Annotated in this window: 16 protein-coding genes and 1 riboswitch; of the genes, 5 read left to right on the top strand and 11 right to left on the bottom strand. The window is 46.5% G+C overall.

All coding sequences use genetic code 11. The features are described from left to right. The 3 genes from CXL14_RS08985 to CXL14_RS08975 all read right to left on the bottom strand — a co-directional run bounded on the left by CXL14_RS08985 (position 1) and on the right by CXL14_RS08975 (position 2,800). The gene (locus tag CXL14_RS08985; protein ID WP_014418692.1) at positions 1 to 810 is read right to left on the bottom strand and encodes a glycerophosphodiester phosphodiesterase family protein; all 810 of its coding nucleotides are present in this window, start codon (positions 808 to 810) and stop codon (positions 1 to 3) included. 110 nt (positions 811 to 920) lie between these two features. Beyond that, positions 921 to 2,000 carry a tetraprenyl-beta-curcumene synthase family protein gene (locus tag CXL14_RS08980; RefSeq protein WP_032863656.1) on the bottom strand — a complete coding sequence of 360 codons (1,080 nt, stop codon included), beginning with the start codon at positions 1,998 to 2,000 and terminating at the stop codon, positions 921 to 923. 20 nt (positions 2,001 to 2,020) lie between these two features. After that, the gene (locus CXL14_RS08975; protein WP_003152261.1) at positions 2,021 to 2,800 is read right to left on the bottom strand and encodes an alpha/beta hydrolase; all 780 of its coding nucleotides are present in this window, start codon (positions 2,798 to 2,800) and stop codon (positions 2,021 to 2,023) included. 46 nt (positions 2,801 to 2,846) lie between these two features. Here CXL14_RS08975 and CXL14_RS08970 point away from each other — a divergent pair, with 46 nt between their 5' ends. Beyond that, on the top strand, positions 2,847 to 3,362 hold the full coding sequence (locus tag CXL14_RS08970; protein WP_032863655.1) for a gamma carbonic anhydrase: 516 nt from the start codon (positions 2,847 to 2,849) through the stop codon (positions 3,360 to 3,362). 177 nt (positions 3,363 to 3,539) lie between these two features. Here the strand turns inward: CXL14_RS08970 and alaP are convergent, their stop codons facing one another. The 3 genes from alaP to metK all read right to left on the bottom strand — a co-directional run bounded on the left by alaP (position 3,540) and on the right by metK (position 8,391). Beyond that, positions 3,540 to 4,943, bottom strand: coding sequence for an alanine permease AlaP (gene alaP, locus CXL14_RS08965; RefSeq protein ID WP_014418695.1), 1,404 nt, complete (start codon positions 4,941 to 4,943; stop codon positions 3,540 to 3,542). Positions 4,944 to 5,147: 204 nt separating this feature from the next. Continuing rightward, on the bottom strand, positions 5,148 to 7,046 hold the full coding sequence (gene asnB, locus CXL14_RS08960) for an asparagine synthase (glutamine-hydrolyzing) (RefSeq protein WP_003152255.1): 1,899 nt from the start codon (positions 7,044 to 7,046) through the stop codon (positions 5,148 to 5,150). Positions 7,047 to 7,188: 142 nt separating this feature from the next. Next, positions 7,189 to 8,391 (bottom strand): methionine adenosyltransferase, encoded by a 1,203-nt coding sequence (metK, locus tag CXL14_RS08955; protein WP_003152253.1) that lies wholly within the window; start codon positions 8,389 to 8,391, stop codon positions 7,189 to 7,191. Between the two features lie 169 nt (positions 8,392 to 8,560). Further along, positions 8,561 to 8,700: riboswitch (SAM riboswitch) on the bottom strand. Between the two features lie 197 nt (positions 8,701 to 8,897). Between metK and pckA the strand changes: the two genes are divergently transcribed. Beyond that, positions 8,898 to 10,481, top strand: a complete 1,584-nt coding sequence (pckA, locus tag CXL14_RS08950) for a phosphoenolpyruvate carboxykinase (ATP) (protein ID WP_007613256.1) — start codon at positions 8,898 to 8,900, stop codon at positions 10,479 to 10,481. A 42-nt stretch (positions 10,482 to 10,523) separates the two neighbouring features. Here the strand turns inward: pckA and CXL14_RS08945 are convergent, their stop codons facing one another. Both CXL14_RS08945 and CXL14_RS08940 read right to left on the bottom strand, forming a co-directional pair. Further along, on the bottom strand, positions 10,524 to 10,766 hold the full coding sequence (locus CXL14_RS08945) for a DUF2584 domain-containing protein (protein ID WP_003152249.1): 243 nt from the start codon (positions 10,764 to 10,766) through the stop codon (positions 10,524 to 10,526). Between the two features lie 57 nt (positions 10,767 to 10,823). Further along, positions 10,824 to 11,597 carry an alpha/beta hydrolase family protein gene (locus CXL14_RS08940; RefSeq protein WP_014418696.1) on the bottom strand — a complete coding sequence of 258 codons (774 nt, stop codon included), beginning with the start codon at positions 11,595 to 11,597 and terminating at the stop codon, positions 10,824 to 10,826. A 139-nt stretch (positions 11,598 to 11,736) separates the two neighbouring features. Here CXL14_RS08940 and CXL14_RS08935 point away from each other — a divergent pair, with 139 nt between their 5' ends. The 3 genes from CXL14_RS08935 to CXL14_RS08925 are packed head-to-tail and all read left to right on the top strand — an operon-like array spanning position 11,737 to position 14,322. Next, complete coding sequence (locus CXL14_RS08935) at positions 11,737 to 12,741, top strand: ABC transporter substrate-binding protein (protein WP_014418697.1); 1,005 nt, start codon at positions 11,737 to 11,739, stop codon at positions 12,739 to 12,741. A gap of 11 nt (positions 12,742 to 12,752) precedes the next feature. After that, entirely contained in the window at positions 12,753 to 13,535 is a 783-nt protein-coding gene (locus tag CXL14_RS08930; protein ID WP_003152246.1) for an ABC transporter ATP-binding protein, read from the top strand. Continuing rightward, a complete protein-coding gene (locus CXL14_RS08925; RefSeq protein WP_014418698.1) occupies positions 13,510 to 14,322 on the top strand; it encodes an ABC transporter permease in 813 nt (270 codons plus the stop codon). The genes CXL14_RS08930 and CXL14_RS08925 overlap by 26 nt, the downstream gene beginning before the upstream one ends. Before the next feature lie 34 nt (positions 14,323 to 14,356). On the opposite strand, the gene ytkD is transcribed toward CXL14_RS08925, so the two are convergent. The 3 genes from ytkD to CXL14_RS08910 form a co-directional block, all read right to left on the bottom strand. Further along, positions 14,357 to 14,836 (bottom strand): RNA deprotection pyrophosphohydrolase, encoded by a 480-nt coding sequence (ytkD, locus tag CXL14_RS08920; RefSeq protein ID WP_003152244.1) that lies wholly within the window; start codon positions 14,834 to 14,836, stop codon positions 14,357 to 14,359. Between the two features lie 132 nt (positions 14,837 to 14,968). Continuing rightward, positions 14,969 to 15,373, bottom strand: coding sequence for a phage holin family protein (locus CXL14_RS08915; protein ID WP_007408834.1), 405 nt, complete (start codon positions 15,371 to 15,373; stop codon positions 14,969 to 14,971). A gap of 151 nt (positions 15,374 to 15,524) precedes the next feature. Further along, on the bottom strand, positions 15,525 to 15,962 hold the full coding sequence (locus CXL14_RS08910) for a Dps family protein (RefSeq protein ID WP_007408835.1): 438 nt from the start codon (positions 15,960 to 15,962) through the stop codon (positions 15,525 to 15,527). Between the last annotated feature and the right edge of the window lie 70 nt (positions 15,963 to 16,032).

Here is a 16,032-nt window from a genome sequence, read left to right as displayed (position 1 = left end):
TTATTTACTGTTTTGCAGCACGCTGCGTGTATAAGCGGGATTGTTTGTAAAGACACCATCTGCTTTTTGTTTCAGCATAATAGGCGTCAGCGTATGCTCGTCTTCCTTATCAAAAAACACGTGCACTTTCATCTTATTGTGATGAATGCGCTTCACGACTGCTTCATTTGCCAATTTGGCGTTGAGCCCGACTGTATCAGCATACGTTCTGATGGTTTGCAGCTGCTTATCATTTATCTCCTCAGCCTCGTTATCTTTTAATAATCGAACAAGAGGAACTTTTTTATTCATAGATCGAACTTTCTTTAAGCTCTTCCCGCTAAAAGACTCAATGACTGCTTTATGGCTGGAAATCAGCTTATGTTTTTGTAATATGTCAATCAGTTTCTTTTCCATCACCAGGCTGCCGTTGCTTTCTCTTGTCTCAATATAGTAATTGGCAGTTTGTCCGAATTTCTGTATGATTTCTTCTAATGTTAAAATCTTTTCTCCTTTTCCCGCATTCAGTTTCTTAATCTGAGCCAAAGACAGATCATCTGTCATCCCTTTACCATCTGTTGTCCGATCTACCGTTTTATCGTGAATTGCAATCAGATGGCCGTCCTTTGTCTCCCGTAAGTCTATCTCAATATAATCTGCTTTGTCTTTAATGGCACGCGCATAAGACAAAGCTGTATGTTCCGGCTCAATCGAAGAAGAGCCCCTGTGCGCTATCAAGACAGGATGATAGCCGGCGGAAGCATGGATGACGGAGCAGCCTCCGGAAATGGAAAGTAATGCTATGACCGCTAAATACTTTAATTTTTTCATAAAATTAAAGTATCATATTCTGCAGGCGCAAACAATGTTTCATTTCATACTTCACGTCATAAATAAAAAACTGCGCCGTCATGATTTACACGAGAGGCGCAGTTCACCCATTACGAACTTTTCGTCCAAGCCATCTTCTGAAATTTGCGGTAGGCTCTTCCGTTGATATAAAAGAAAAATGACGTTTTTCCGCTTGCCCTGATCAGCTTTCGCGCGAGGCGGCCCATTTCTTTTTGGCCGGCGACTTTGTCATCGGATAAATAGACGCCGAGCAGCCCCCTGTTGATCAGCCGGTGAAAATTTTCATGCGGAATGCCTTTCAAATGTTCATCCGCTTTTTCAATAAAATGCTGCAGTCTCTGCATCATTTCTTCATGAGACTGATAATACGTACAGAAATTCAGATCGCCTTCAAGCAGATCCTCTTCCTGGTCAATTAAATAATCGAGCAGTATATGCAGCCCTTGTATGTACGGAAAATAACTGCTGCGGATTTTCTCAGCGGTATGTTCGTTAAAATCAGGCTGGAATGAGTAAGCAACGAGACAGAAAATGCCTAACGTCGATCCGGCGCAGGCCGAGAATTCAAACCACTCCATTTCCGGAAGCTGTGACCGGTACTGCTCAAACCAGCCTTTAAGCCTCGGAACGCGTTCATGCTCAACGACATGCTTATGAACCTGAAGATCGCAATAATAATCACATAGCTCAAGCAAATAAGGTTTAATGATACCGTAATGTTCTATTGACCCGAGCACCCGCTGGCATGTTCTGACCAGCTCATGAAGATAACCGCCGTCATCCCGCTCCTCTCTGTACTGATAGTACGGCCGCACCTCGGCACCGACCGTCAGCGCGTCACGCATGGAGAGATGAAGCATGCGGAAGTCCTCGGGATCAAGCGAGGTGCTGCGGTCGCACAGATTGTCCAGATAATCACTGATTGTCTGATACGCGATGATAAATTGCACGCATTTCTGTTTCTGCTCTCCCGAAAGCAGGGCTAAAATGCCGCCTCCTTCACAATGAAACGATTTATCGCGGATACTTGCGGCCGCCTGCTGCCGCAGTTCGGTATTTTTAATGGAATCTGATTTTTCCCGCCACATGTTCAATTCCTGATGAACGAGCGGAAAAATTTCCCGATACACTTTTGCCATAAGGTTAAAAGGATGTTCCGGTACTGTCAACATATGCACCCCCAGCGAATTCAAATATACTGATCTGTAAAGGCTTTTGCCGCCTTAAACACAGTTTCTCTTTCCGGTTCATTAAAAATTTCATGATAAAGCCCTTCCCATTCCCGGTACGATTTATTATGGGAAGCCACACCGGAAAACCATTTGCGGACCTTCATTTTATCGACGATTTTGTCATCACCGCCCTGCATAAGCAAAAGCGGCACCTTTAAAAACGCATCAGTCGGCACCATAGCGGCATCAATGGTTTTTAAAAGCTCTCTGTACCATCTTACGGATACCTTCGTGACATATAAAGAGTCGTTTTGATCCGCTTCAATCATATCCGCATTCCTCGTTGCCATATCAGGTGATAAGCCGGAATCCACTCTGAGGGACGGAGCGAGGACGTTCAGTCCTTTAGACGCAAAATCTAGGACTTTATTGACTTTTATTTGCAGACCCAGACAAGGTGATGATAAAATGAGTGCCGTAATGCGGGGATTTCTCTGCTGCTTAAACCATTCTATCGCAATCAGGCCGCCCATGCTGTGGCCCAAAAGGAAAACGGGCGCTTCAAGCGTTCTCGCTTTATCAATCCATATATCTACTTCATCAATGTATTCTTGGAAAGAGCGAATATGCCCTCTGGCGCGGGTCGACGTTCCCTGACCGGGCAAATCGCCCATCACCACGTTATATCCGGAAGATCTCCACATTTCAACGAGCCATTTATAACGCCCGTGGTATTCGCTCGCCCCGTGGATAATGACAATGGTACCGACGGGCCTGTCTGCTTTCCAAGTCCACATGCAGTTCACCTCTTACATAAATTTAGAGAAAGAAGGATGAGACATGATAATCTACCCTTATAAACAATTTACGCCGGACATACATCCTGAAGCGTTCATTGCGGATAACGCCGTCATTACGGGCGACGTCGTGATCGGAGAACAATCAAGCATTTGGTTCTCAGCCGTCATCCGGGGGGATGTTGCGCCGACAAGGATCGGAAAAAGAGTCAGCATACAAGACTTGAGCTGTCTGCATCAAAGTCCGAACCGCCCGCTTCTTATTGAAGATGACGTCACGATCGGCCATCAGGTTACACTGCACAGCGCAATCATCAAAAAGAATGCTTTAATCGGTATGGGCTCCGTCATTCTTGACGGGGCGGAAATCGGAGAAGGCGCGTTTATCGGCGCCGGAAGTCTCGTTCCTCCGGGCAAAACCATTCCTCCCGGCTGTCTTGCGTTCGGCCGGCCCGCAAAGGTTATCCGCCGGCTGACAGAAGAAGACATACGGGACATGGAAAGAATCAGAACGGAATATGTTGAAAAAGGGCGATATTATAAAACACTGCAAAAGAAATAAAAATAGATCAGCTTTGTTTTTACTACTGTACCATTTTTCAAAATATTATTTAAGTAAAAACCATTTGCATTCTCCCGATTGTCAGGAAACAGAAGCAAAATGTTCAGGAATTTGTTTTATTCTTCCCCCGCCGGCCCGATCCTATGAAAAAAAGAGCCCATGTCCCGGGCTCTTTTTTTACGCTTTTTCGGCGAATGTCTGTCCGTTTTCCAGATCTATGTCTTTTCTTTTATGGAAACCTTTCCCGTAATAGGCGGCTAATAATATACCGAACCAGACAGGACCGATGATGACGGCCACCCTGGTCTCTGCATCAAAAGCCATCAGCACAACGACAAAAGCCAGAAATGCCAGCGAGATATATGAGGAAAAGGGGTATAAAGGCATTTTATATTTCAGTTTTTTCCGTTGTTCCGGCTGTAAGCTTTTACGATATTTCATTTGGGAAAGCAAAATAATCGACCATGTCCAAATCGCCCCGAACGTCGCAATGCTCGTCACCCACGTAAACACTTTCGCCGGCACCACGTAGTTCAGCAAAACGCCGATGCATAACGCGCCCGCTGAAACCAATACCGCTTTTCCCGGCACACCGCCTTTTGTGACCGTACCGTATGCTTTAGGCGCTTCATTTTGTTCCGCCAGATTGAACAGCATGCGCCCCGTGCTGAAGATCCCGCTGTTGCAGGAAGAAAGAGCCGCCGTCAATACGACAAAATTAATGATTCCGGCTGCAGCGGGGATTCCGATTTTTTCAAATGTCAAAACAAACGGGCTTCCGCCTGAACCGATTTCCTGCCACGGATAAATTGACATAATGACAAACAAAGCTCCGACGTAAAAAATGAGAATGCGCCAAAAAACAGTATCTATGGCCCGCGCCAGTGATTTTTCCGGATTTTTGACCTCACCGGCTGTGACACCGATCAGCTCAATCCCGAGATAGGCAAACATGACCATTTGAAGCGACAGCAGCACCCCTTTAATCCCATTCGGGAAAAAGCCGCCGTGGCTCCATAAATTACTGATTCCGAGCGCAACGCCTCCGTTTCCGAGACCGAATACGATCATCACCAGACCGATCGCGATCATTGACAGAATCGCCAAGACTTTAATGAGCGCAAACCAGAATTCAAGCTCACCGTACGCTTTGACCGCCAGAAAGTTGACAGCCGTCATAATGACGAGTGCACAAAGCGCCCAGATCCATGACGGCACGTCAGGGAACCAGTAGCCCATATAAATGCCGACCGCGGTGATTTCCGCCATGCAGGTAACCACCCATAAAAACCAATAGTTCCAGCCTGTTAAAAATCCGGCAAGCGGACCGAGATAATCTCTGGCATACCGGCTGAATGAGCCGGCTACAGGCTTTTGAATCGCCATTTCCCCTAATGCCCGCATAATAAAAAACATAATCAGTCCGCTGCAGGCGTAAGCGGCTAAAATCCCCGGCCCGGCAAGCTTTATGGCAGAAGCCGACCCGAGAAACAGCCCGACTCCTATCGCGGCGCCCAACGACATAAGCGAGATATGCCGCTCTTCCAAGCCGCGGTGAAGCGTTTTTTCTTTGTTTTGCATAACTCTCCCTCCCCCTGATTTTGACAAAGAAACAACAAACCGAGACGAAATAGCCAGAAAACACTTTCCGGAATCTACCCGATTAGTCCTATTATAACCTTTTTCTGAATATTGCGTAATACTTTGTCGAAAACAGAGCGGAATAGACGGTTTACAAAAAAACAATAGAAAAAAGGCTTTCGATAACATCGAAAGCCTTTTGGATTAAACGAAAATGACTTCTTTCGGCTGATGATTCAGCTCTTCCGGCACCAGTCTTTTTTCAACATTGATGCTGTGCCAGATCATGAAGATCAGCACGGTCCAGATTTTGCGGCTGTTGTCCGCTCTGTCGGCACAATGATCTTCCAGAAGCTGAAGGACATAATCCTTTTCAATATAAGCATCTGTTTCACTTTCACGAATGATGTTGCGAACCCATTCGTTCATTTCATTTTTCAGCCAGTGGCGGATCGGCACAGGGAAGCCGAGTTTTTTGCGGTTAAGCACATGATCAGGCACTACCCCTTCAGCAGCTTTGCGCAGAAGGTATTTCGTCGTGCCGTTTTTCGTTTTCAGTTCATCCGGAATTTTAGAAGCCACGTCAAACACGACTTTATCAAGGAACGGCACGCGCAGTTCCAATGAGTTGGCCATCGTCATTTTGTCAGCCTTTAACAGGATGTCGCCGCGCATCCACGTATGGATGTCAACATACTGCATTTTATTAATGTCGCTGTATGAACGGCTTTCCGTAAAGTACGGCTTCGTGACATCACGGTATGAAAGCTCTGGATTGTAATGTTTGAGCAGCTGTTTTTTCACGGGCTCTTCAAAAATCTTCGCATTACCGATATAACGCTCCTCAAGCGGTGTGCAGCCGCGGACTAAGAGGCTTTTCCCTCTCATTCCTTCAGGCATGACGGACGCCACATGAAGAAGCATTTTTTTCAGACCGGACGGAATGCGTTCAAACGGTTTAAGCGAAAGCGGTTCGCGGTAAATATTGTACCCGCCGAACAGCTCGTCCGCGCCTTCCCCGGATAACGCGACCGTTACATGTTTTTTCGCTTCTTTTGCGACAAAGTACAAAGGAATCGCCGCCGGATCTGCAAGCGGGTCATCAAAGTGCCAGACGATTTTCGGAAGCTCGTTCATATACTCCTCAGGAGAAATGACTTTGCTGATGTTTTCAATCCCGAGCGCGGCAGCCGTTTCCTTCGCTACGTCAACCTCACTGAAGCCCTGCTGCTCAAAACCGACGGAAAATGTTTTAAGGCTCGGGTGAAATTCTTTCGCAACTGAGACGATAAAAGAGGAGTCGATACCTCCGGATAGAAACGAACCGACAGGAACGTCACTTCTCATGTGAACTTTGACAGAGTCAAAGATTGCGTCTCTGACTTCTTTCACCAATTTATCTTCATCAGACTGAACAGGCTTAAAGTTCGCTTTAAAATATGTTTTAAACGCGATGTCGCCTTCCGGGCGGATCGTAAACTGGCTGCCCGGCTCGACTTTTTTCACTTCAGCGTCAAGCGTGCTCGGTTCAGGAACGAATTGGAAAGACATATATTGCTGTAAAGAAGCTGTATCAAGATCAATGCCGTTTTGAGCGGCCATTAAACTTTTTCTTTCAGATGCAAAATATACTTTGTCCCCGATGGTTGTGTAATACAGCGGCTTAATGCCGAACGGGTCTCTCGCGCCGTACATGACGCGGTCAGCTTTGTTCCAGATTAAAAACGCAAACATTCCGCGAAGCTTTGAAGCGGCTTCTTCTTTATAATGACGGTATGTCGCAAGGAGCACTTCAGTATCGGAATCTGTATTGAAAGTGTAGCCTTTCGCTTCAAGCTCTTCTCTCAATTCAATGTAGTTATAGATTTCGCCGTTAAAAATGATCCAATATTTTTCGTCTTCATATGATAAAGGCTGTCCGCCGTTTTCTACGTCAATAATACTGAGCCGTCTGAAGCCGAATCCGACGTGCTCGTCATGATAATACCCATCGCTGTCAGGACCGCGGTGAACGATCATTTGGTTCATTTGTTTGATTAGCTCTTCTTGATCTGCGGTTTGAGTTAATGGATGCTTATTAAAAACACCGACAAATCCACACATAGTATAGCCTCCATAAGTGTAATTTTCTAATTGGACCCCCTTTTTATAGACGCTGTGTTACGCCATTGGTTTCACGCTATGTAAAAATAAGCATGGCAGCATCTACAAAAAGGGAAAGCCGCTTAAGTAAGCGGCTATAAAATTATTCTCCTAGTGCTTCTTTGCGAAGCGCATCCGCCTTGTCAGTACGCTCCCAAGGAAGATCCACATCATGACGTCCGAAGTGGCCGTAAGCAGCAGTCTGCTTATAGATCGGGCGGCGCAGATCAAGCATTTTAATAATGCCGGCAGGTCTCAGGTCGAAGTTATTCCGTACGACTTCGATCAGTTTTTCTTCAGATGCTTTTCCTGTATCAAATGTATTGATGGAAATAGAAACAGGCTGTGCCACGCCGATTGCGTATGCAAGCTGCACTTCACAAGAATCAGCAAGACCTGCTGCCACGATGTTTTTCGCTACGTATCTCGCAGCGTATGCCGCAGAACGGTCTACCTTCGTCGCATCCTTACCGGAGAATGCGCCGCCGCCGTGGCGTGCATATCCGCCGTATGTGTCAACGATGATTTTACGGCCGGTAAGACCCGCATCACCTTGAGGTCCGCCGATTACGAAACGTCCCGTAGGGTTGATGAAGTATTTTGTTTCTTCATCGATCAGTTCCTCAGGCACGACAGGGTTAATGACATGCTCTTTCAGATTGCGCTGAATCTGCTCAAGCGTAATTTCCGGGTGGTGCTGAGTTGAAATGACGATCGCGTCGATGCGGACCGGCTTGTTGTTTTCATCATATTCAACGGTAACTTGCGTTTTGCCGTCAGGGCGAAGGTACGGAAGAATGTCTTCTTTGCGGACTTCGCTCAAACGGCGGGCTAATTTATGCGCCAAAGAGATCGGAAGCGGCATAAGCTCTTTCGTTTCGTTACACGCATAACCGAACATCAGGCCTTGGTCTCCCGCTCCGATTGCTTCGATTTCAGCATCGCTCATTGTGCCTTCACGTGCTTCAAGAGCCTGATCGACACCCATTGCGATATCCGCAGACTGTTCATCAATTGATGTTAAAACAGCGCAAGTCTCCGCATCAAATCCGTATTTGGCGCGTGTGTAGCCGATTTCTTTAATCGTTTCACGGACTGTTTTCGGAATGTCAACGTATGTTGATGTAGTAATCTCTCCGCTTACCAGCACAAGTCCTGTCGTTACAGATGTTTCGCAGGCCACGCGCGCGTTCGGGTCATTTTTTAAAATCTCATCTAAGATACTGTCAGAAATTTGGTCACAGATTTTGTCCGGATGACCCTCAGTAACAGATTCAGATGTAAATAGTCGACGGTTTTTACTCATTCACTTTTCCTCCTGAAAAAAGATCTTTTGCAAGACCTTCTCATATGATACGGAACTCGCTCCCTCTTAATACAATGTCATACTATATCAGAGAATGTTAATTGGCATATTTTATGAAATAAAAAAACCTTTTCCACTCGAGGAAAGGGTTTGGTCTGTGTGCCTTTCACTCTTATCGCTCAAGGAAAATATTAAACCTTGCATCAGGTTAGCACCTTGGTTTCCCACAGTGTTTTCACCTGCTTTTTTACAGAGAAACCGGTTGCTGGGCTTCATCGGGCCTGTCCCTCCGCCAGCTCGGGATAAGAGTATCCGCTCAATGAAATATCTTATCGTAAAAGGGCGGAAAGTGTCAATATGAATTAAAGCGATTACGCGCCTTTATTTCGGGAAGCAATGGAAAAACACAAACAAAAAACCGTAAATAGTATAGACTATTTTCAGATATATGTTATACTAATTCCACATTCAGCGAAATACAAATAAACCGGCAAAGGAAGGTTTTTATGAAATTAGTTGATTTAACCGCAGATCTTCAAGCATTACTTGCAAGTCCGAATGTGCATCATAATTTATCGGCTCCAAAACTTACCGAAAAAGTGATCAGCCGAAATGAAGGAACGCTGACATCAACGGGCGCCGTACGCGCCACCACCGGCGCTTATACAGGCAGGTCACCTAAAGATAAATTTATCGTCCGTGAACAAAGCACAGAAAATCAAATTGATTGGGGCGCGGTGAATCAGCCCATTTCTGAAGAGGCGTTTGAAAAGCTGTACGCCAAAGTCGTCAGCTACTTAAAACAGCGGGATGAACTGTTTGTTTTTGAAGGATTCGCAGGAGCGGATGAAAAATACAGACTCCCGATTACGGTCGTAAATGAATTTGCATGGCACAATTTATTCGCACGCCAGCTGTTTATCAGACCGGAGACGGATGAAAGAGATCCGCAAGCGCAGCCTTTCACCATTCTCTCGGCTCCGCATTTTAAAGCAGATCCGGAGACGGACGGCACGCATTCGGAAACATTTATCATTGTCTCTTTCGAAAAGCGCGTCATTTTAATCGGCGGCACCGAATACGCCGGAGAAATGAAAAAATCAATATTCTCCATTATGAACTTCCTGCTTCCGCAGCAGGATATACTGCCGATGCACTGCTCAGCCAATGTCGGTGAAAAAGGCGATGTCGCCCTGTTTTTCGGTCTTTCCGGCACAGGGAAAACGACGCTTTCAGCCGATGCGGACCGCAAACTGATCGGCGATGACGAGCACGGCTGGTCAGATTCCGGCGTTTTCAACATTGAAGGCGGATGTTACGCTAAATGTATCAATCTGAGCGAGGAAAAAGAACCGCAGATTTTTCGTGCGATCCGCTTCGGGTCTGTTCTTGAGAATGTCGTGCTTGATGAAAAAACGGGTGAAGCGGATTACGATAATTCCTTCTACACGGAAAACACAAGAGCCGCATATCCGATTGAGATGATCGGCAATATCGTGCAGCCGAGCATTGCCGGCCATCCGCAGGCAATCGTCTTTTTAACGGCGGACGCATTCGGTGTGCTCCCTCCGATCAGCAAACTGACGAAGGAACAGGCGATGTATCACTTCTTAAGCGGGTACACCAGTAAACTCGCGGGAACCGAGCGCGGCGTGACATCTCCGCAAACGACTTTCTCGACGTGCTTCGGTTCACCGTTCCTTCCGCTTCCGGCGCATGTATATGCCGAAATGCTCGGGCATAAAATCGACGAACACGGCGTTCAAGTCTTCCTGGTCAACACAGGCTGGACCGGCGGAGGGTACGGAGTCGGAGAACGGATGAAACTTTCGTATACAAGAGCGATGGTCAAGGCCGCTATTGAAGGCAGACTGAACCAGACTGACATGACGGCAGACAGCATTTTCGGCCTGCGCAGTCCCGTTCATGTTCCGGGCGTTCCGGATGAAGTTCTTCAGCCTGAAAACACATGGAGCGATAAACAAGCATACAACGAAAAAGCGCTGTTTTTAGCCAATGAGTTTAAAGAAAACTTTAAAAAGTTTTCCCATGCAGACTCGATTGCCAAAGCCGGCGGACCTCTCGTGTAATCAAAAAAGCCAAGGGCGTTTATGCCCTCGGCTTTTGTTTTTTCAGTTTGTCGAATGAAGCGACGTGAGTCTGTATGTAATGCTTGTCCGGCCGTTCGCCCATTCGAGCTTTTGGACCTCGCCGGTGCCGGATTTCTCGCCGGTTTTCGTTTTGCGCACGTCCATCGGAATATCAAGAGGATAGACGCGATAGCCCTCTTTCTCCAATAAAAAGATATTTTCCTCTATCCGTTTTTCATTGCCTTTTGTCACAATCATGGTATTAAATTCAACAGGCATTCCCAAAATGAAAATCCCCTTTCATTCTCTTATTCTTTATTATCATATCATAAATCAGGCATCTTACCGTGTCTTCATCCATTCCGCCAGCCGCCGGACAATGCGTCTGTTTTCCTGCGGCGGAAAATAATGCGTAAAACCGCTGTAATACCAGGTTTCCACCGGTTTCCCCGCCTCTTTCAGCTTGTCCTCGATCATCCGGGCGTGTTCGATCGAAACATTCTCATCATTCTCTCCATGGATGAGCAGCACAGGGGCCTGAATGCGGTCTGCTTTTTCAAACGGCGAACGCCATCTGTATTCATCCGGCACCTTTTTCGGCGTGCCGCCGATCACACGCTTCATCATCCGCCGCATATCCTTCCGCTCTTCATAAGTAAGCACCATATCGCTCACACCGCCCCATGATACGAGCGAAGCCGCTTGATGCCCCATTTCAATCGCGGTCAAAAGCCCCATGATTCCGCCCCGGGAAAAACCGAAAATATGCACCCGCCCTTCCCTGACGTTCGGATGCTCCCGAAGCAGGCGAAAAGCGGAAAACGCGTCCTCTCTGTCCTCTCCCGCAAAATCTTCATTTCCCTCGCCGCCCTGGTTGCCTCTGTAATAAGGCGCAAACACGACAAAGCCTTGGGAAGCGAATTGAACGATTCTTCCGGGGCGTACCATGCCGACATTTTTTATGCCGCCGCGCAAATATAAAAAACCGTCATATGTTCCCGGCTCAGCAGGCTCGGCAAGGAGCCCCTTTACCTTCAGCCCTTCTGACTCATAGCATACCGCAAAGAGGCGGACATGCGGACTCGGAGACGGGAACCTTTTCTTTTCTACCAGCAAAACAATGAGCCTCCTTATATCATCAGTTTTTTTATTCTTTCCCAACGTGAATATGGGCACTCACACATTTTTTATACCCATCATACGATATGTAAAGCAGAAAAGGTTATTTTAACGCTTAAAACAAGGAGGTTACACCGTGAACAAATGGCTCAAAACGGGCTGCGTTTTTGTCATATGCGCCTTTTTCCTGCTCATTCTTCCGGCCTGCAGACAGGAAGAAAGTCTGACGAAGGTAAAGGTGGCGGAAGTCACACACTCCATCTTCTACACGCCTATGTATGTCGCTGAAGCAAAAGGTTTCTTTAAAAAAGAAGGGCTCCAAGTGTCACTTCAAACAACATGGGGCGGAGACAAAACGATGACATCGCTTTTGTCAAACGGGTCTGATATCGCGCTGGTCGGTTCTGAAACATCCATTTACGTGGAGGCGCAGGGAGCAAAAGATCCAGTCATCAACTTCGCGCAGCTGACACAGACGGACGGCACATTTCTCGTGTCGCGGAAGGATGAGAAATCATTCAAATGGAGCGATTTAAAAGGAAAAACATTTCTCGGCCAGCGAAAAGGCGGCATGCCTCAAATGGCCGGTGAGTACGTCCTGAAAAAGAATCACATAGAGCCGAAAAAAGACATTAACCTCGTTCAAAACATTGATTTCGCCAATATTTCCAACGCATTCGCATCCGGAACGGGTGATTATGTGCAGCTGTTTGAACCGACGGCATCCCAATTTGAAAAAGAAGGCATCGGCCATATCGTCGCATCCTTCGGAGAAGCTTCCGGCCAAGTGCCATACACAACCTTTATGGCAAAAGAAAGTTATTTGAAAAGCAATGAAAAGACGGCGGAAAAATTCACCCGCGCCATCTATCGCGCCCAGCAATGGGTGGAAAGCCATCCGGCCAAAGACATCGCAAAAACGATTCAGAAGGAATTTGCCGATACAGATCCGGCCATTATCGAAACATCAATAGAGCGCTATAAAAAACAAAAGTCATTCTCTGCAGACCCAGTTCTGCAAAAGGATGAATGGGAACAGCTTCAATCTATTATGGATGAAGCCGGAGAGCTCCCGAAACACATTCCGTACAGCAAACTCGTCAACACAAAAATCGCCAAAAAAGTCACCTCAGAACAATAGGAGGAACATGAATGTCTTTTTTACATGTCGATCATGTAACACATACTTATTTCTCGCTGAAAGAAAAGACAACCGCCGTGAAAGATATACATTTTCAGATTGAAAAAGGGGATTTCATCTCCTTTCTCGGGCCGAGCGGATGCGGAAAAACCACACTCCTGTCCATTCTGGCCGGCCTTATCACCCCTGCGCAAGGCCGGGTGCTGATTGAAGGAAGCGTGCCGAACCATAAAGAACACCAAATCGGTTATATGCTTCAGCAGGATTATTTATTTCCTTGGAAATCAATTGAGGAAAACGTGCTGCTCGGTTTACACATTTCAAAAACATTAACAGAAGAAAAAAGAGCTGAAGTTCTCAGCCTTCTGCCTAAGCTCGGATTAATCGGCGTTGAAAAGAAATACCCGAAAGAGCTGTCAGGCGGGATGCGGCAGCGGGCGGCACTTGCCAGAACTCTTGCGCCGGACCCGGGCCTGCTGCTCCTTGATGAACCGTTTTCCGCGCTGGACTTTCAAACGAAGCTTTCTTTAGAAAACCTTGTCTTCAGAACATTAAAGGATTTTCAAAAAACCGCCGTGCTCGTCACCCACGATATCGGTGAAGCCATCGCCATGAGCGATACGATCTATTTATTTTCGAATCAGCCGGGCACCATCCACCAAATATTCACCGTGCCTAAGGAGCTCGCGGCTTTAGATCCGTTTGACGCGCGTCAGGATCCGGCCTTTCAGCCGCTGTTTCAAACCATATGGAAGGAGCTGAATTCCCTTGAAAAACAGCAGCGGCACGATTGAACAGCTTCATCAGCAGTTTAAGAAAAGACACCAAAAAGAAAAGCTCCGGATCCGTGCGTATCAGGCCGCCATTTTCATCGTATTTTTTGCCGGATGGGAAATATCGAGCAGGGCGGGCTGGATCGATCCGTTAATCTTCAGCTCACCCTCCGCCGTTTGCAGGCTTTTAGTTGAAAAGATTGCGGACGGATCCCTTGCGGCGCACATCGGCGTAACCTTAGGAGAAACCGTTCTCGGCTTTTTGCTCGGCACGCTTCTCGGCACATGCCTCGCCGCTCTGTTATGGTGGTCAAACAGGCTCGCCCGGGTTTTAGACCCGTACCTCGTCATTTTAAACGCGATGCCGAAGGTCGCACTCGGACCGATTCTCATCGTGGCTCTCGGACCGAATTTCACAAGCATTGTCGCCATGGGAGCAGTCATCAGTGTCATTATCACGACAATCGTCGTCTTTACGGCTTTTCAGGAAGTGGATGAAAACTATATTAAGGTCATGAAAACCTTCGGAGCGAAAAGAAGCATCATGTTTAAAGAAGTCATTTTGCCGGCGTGCGCCCCCGCGATTATTTCCGCGCTTAAAGTGAACGTCGGTTTATCCTGGGTCGGTGTCATCGTCGGCGAGTTTCTCGTTTCCGAAAAAGGTCTGGGCTACATGATCATTTACGGATTCCAGGTCTTCAATTTCACTCTTGTGTTCTTAAGCCTTCTGATCATCGCGATTTTTGCGACATTGATGTATCAGGGAGTCGAACTGTTAGAAAGAAAATGGACGAAAGGAAAAATATAAAAAAGACCCGTGCGTAAACGCCGGGTCTTCGTTTTTATGATTGAAATACGCCGTCCTCTTTCAGCTTTTTCAGACTGATCGGAAGCACCGAATCTTTCATAATGAAACTGAATTTTTTATTTCGGGGGAGATTCTCCGGCAGTTCGCTGAACAGCACCGGCCCCTTTGTTTCAAAATAGTCAGCCTGTTTTTCAAGCTTTTCAATATCGGCAAAATAAATATTCTTCACGATTACCTTTTCCCTGCCGAGAACTTTATACTGTCCGACGTACTTCAGATGTCTTACCGCGGCGCCGGTTTCTTCTTTCACCTCGCGCAGGGCCGCTTCCTCCGCACATTCCATCGGCTCCACTTTTCCGCCCGGAAATTCAAACCCCCGGTCTTCATGCTCGGTCAAAAGCCACTTATCTCCATATCGGCATATGACCCATACGTGCTTCGGGCTGTCTGAAAAAGGCTGGTGTTCAAAGGAGAGCTGAACAGTGTTCTGATAATAGTCTTTAAACTCGTACATGTTTATCCCTCTAATCCGTTCCTTCATATCTTCCATACATCATACCACAGTTGCGTTTGTTCGGAAGCCCTTTATCAAAAATTCAGAGGAAAACCATCATACCCGCTAGTATAGCCTCCTTTGAAGCAAATGTTACGGTTTGCGCTTGAATTTATTTTTCAGGGTATCCAATAGGTCGACGAGCACCTGCGGAACCGGTATGCCCAGCGAGCTTGCCGTAATCACGATCTGAACCGATTCGTATAAGATATAAAACATGATAGCCAAATTACGGATGGCGCCTTCGGTATGAAGCAGCTGGTCAAAAAAATGGCAAACTGAGACTAATGCCAGGGTCACGATTTTTTTGACCAGCCGCGCAAAAAGCTTTCTTGCGCTCAGCTGCTGCAAAAGAGATTCTTTTAAGCTTGTACTGATAAACTCAATCGCCATGACCGATAGCAAAATCAGAAACGAATACTGAAAACCTCCGAAGAAAAACCCCGCTGCCGACACGATCACTGCAAAAAACGAAAAGATGCCAAAGTCTTTGCCCACTTGATCCAACATCCTTTCACAGAAACGGCCTTACATTATTCTATGAAAAGTGAATGGAACGGACTGGATTTTTCAGAAAAATGGACAACACCTCTCTTCGGCAGCCAAATAAAAGACCGAGTGCTTTATAGCCCCGGTCTTCCCTTGTTGATTATCCTAAATACGCTTTCAGCATCCAGTTATGTTTCTCGATATTCTGGTGAATGGCAAGCAGCATATCACCGGTCGTTTCGTCTCCTACCTCATCTGCGAGGTCCATGCCGCTTTTCAGCTCTTCCGCAATGACAGTGAAATCATCATAAATGTTCTGTACCATTTGTTCTGCGCTCTCATTGCCTTCCGCTTCTTTTACAGACGCTGTCTTCAATGATTCCGTCATTGTGCCGATCGGCTTGCCGTTTAATGCCAGCAGACGTTCTGCCAGATCATCAATATATGTAGCCGTTTCGTTATACAGCTCCTCGAACTTTTCATGCAATGTGAAAAAGTCCTTCCCTTTGACGTACCAATGATAGTTATGTAATTTCACATACATGACCGTCCAGTTTGCAACTTGCTTATTGACTGCATCCAATAGTTTTTCTGACATGCCTATCTTCCTCCTTTGGTTTACTATTGATATACCCTATATATCGTGTGTTAAAACATAAATTTTTAGC

This window comes from Bacillus sp. SJ-10, assembly GCF_002843505.1.
Lineage (GTDB): Bacteria > Bacillota > Bacilli > Bacillales > Bacillaceae > Bacillus > Bacillus velezensis.
The sequence above is the reverse complement of the archived record's forward strand: the minus strand, read 5'-3'. Positions and strand labels throughout refer to the sequence as shown.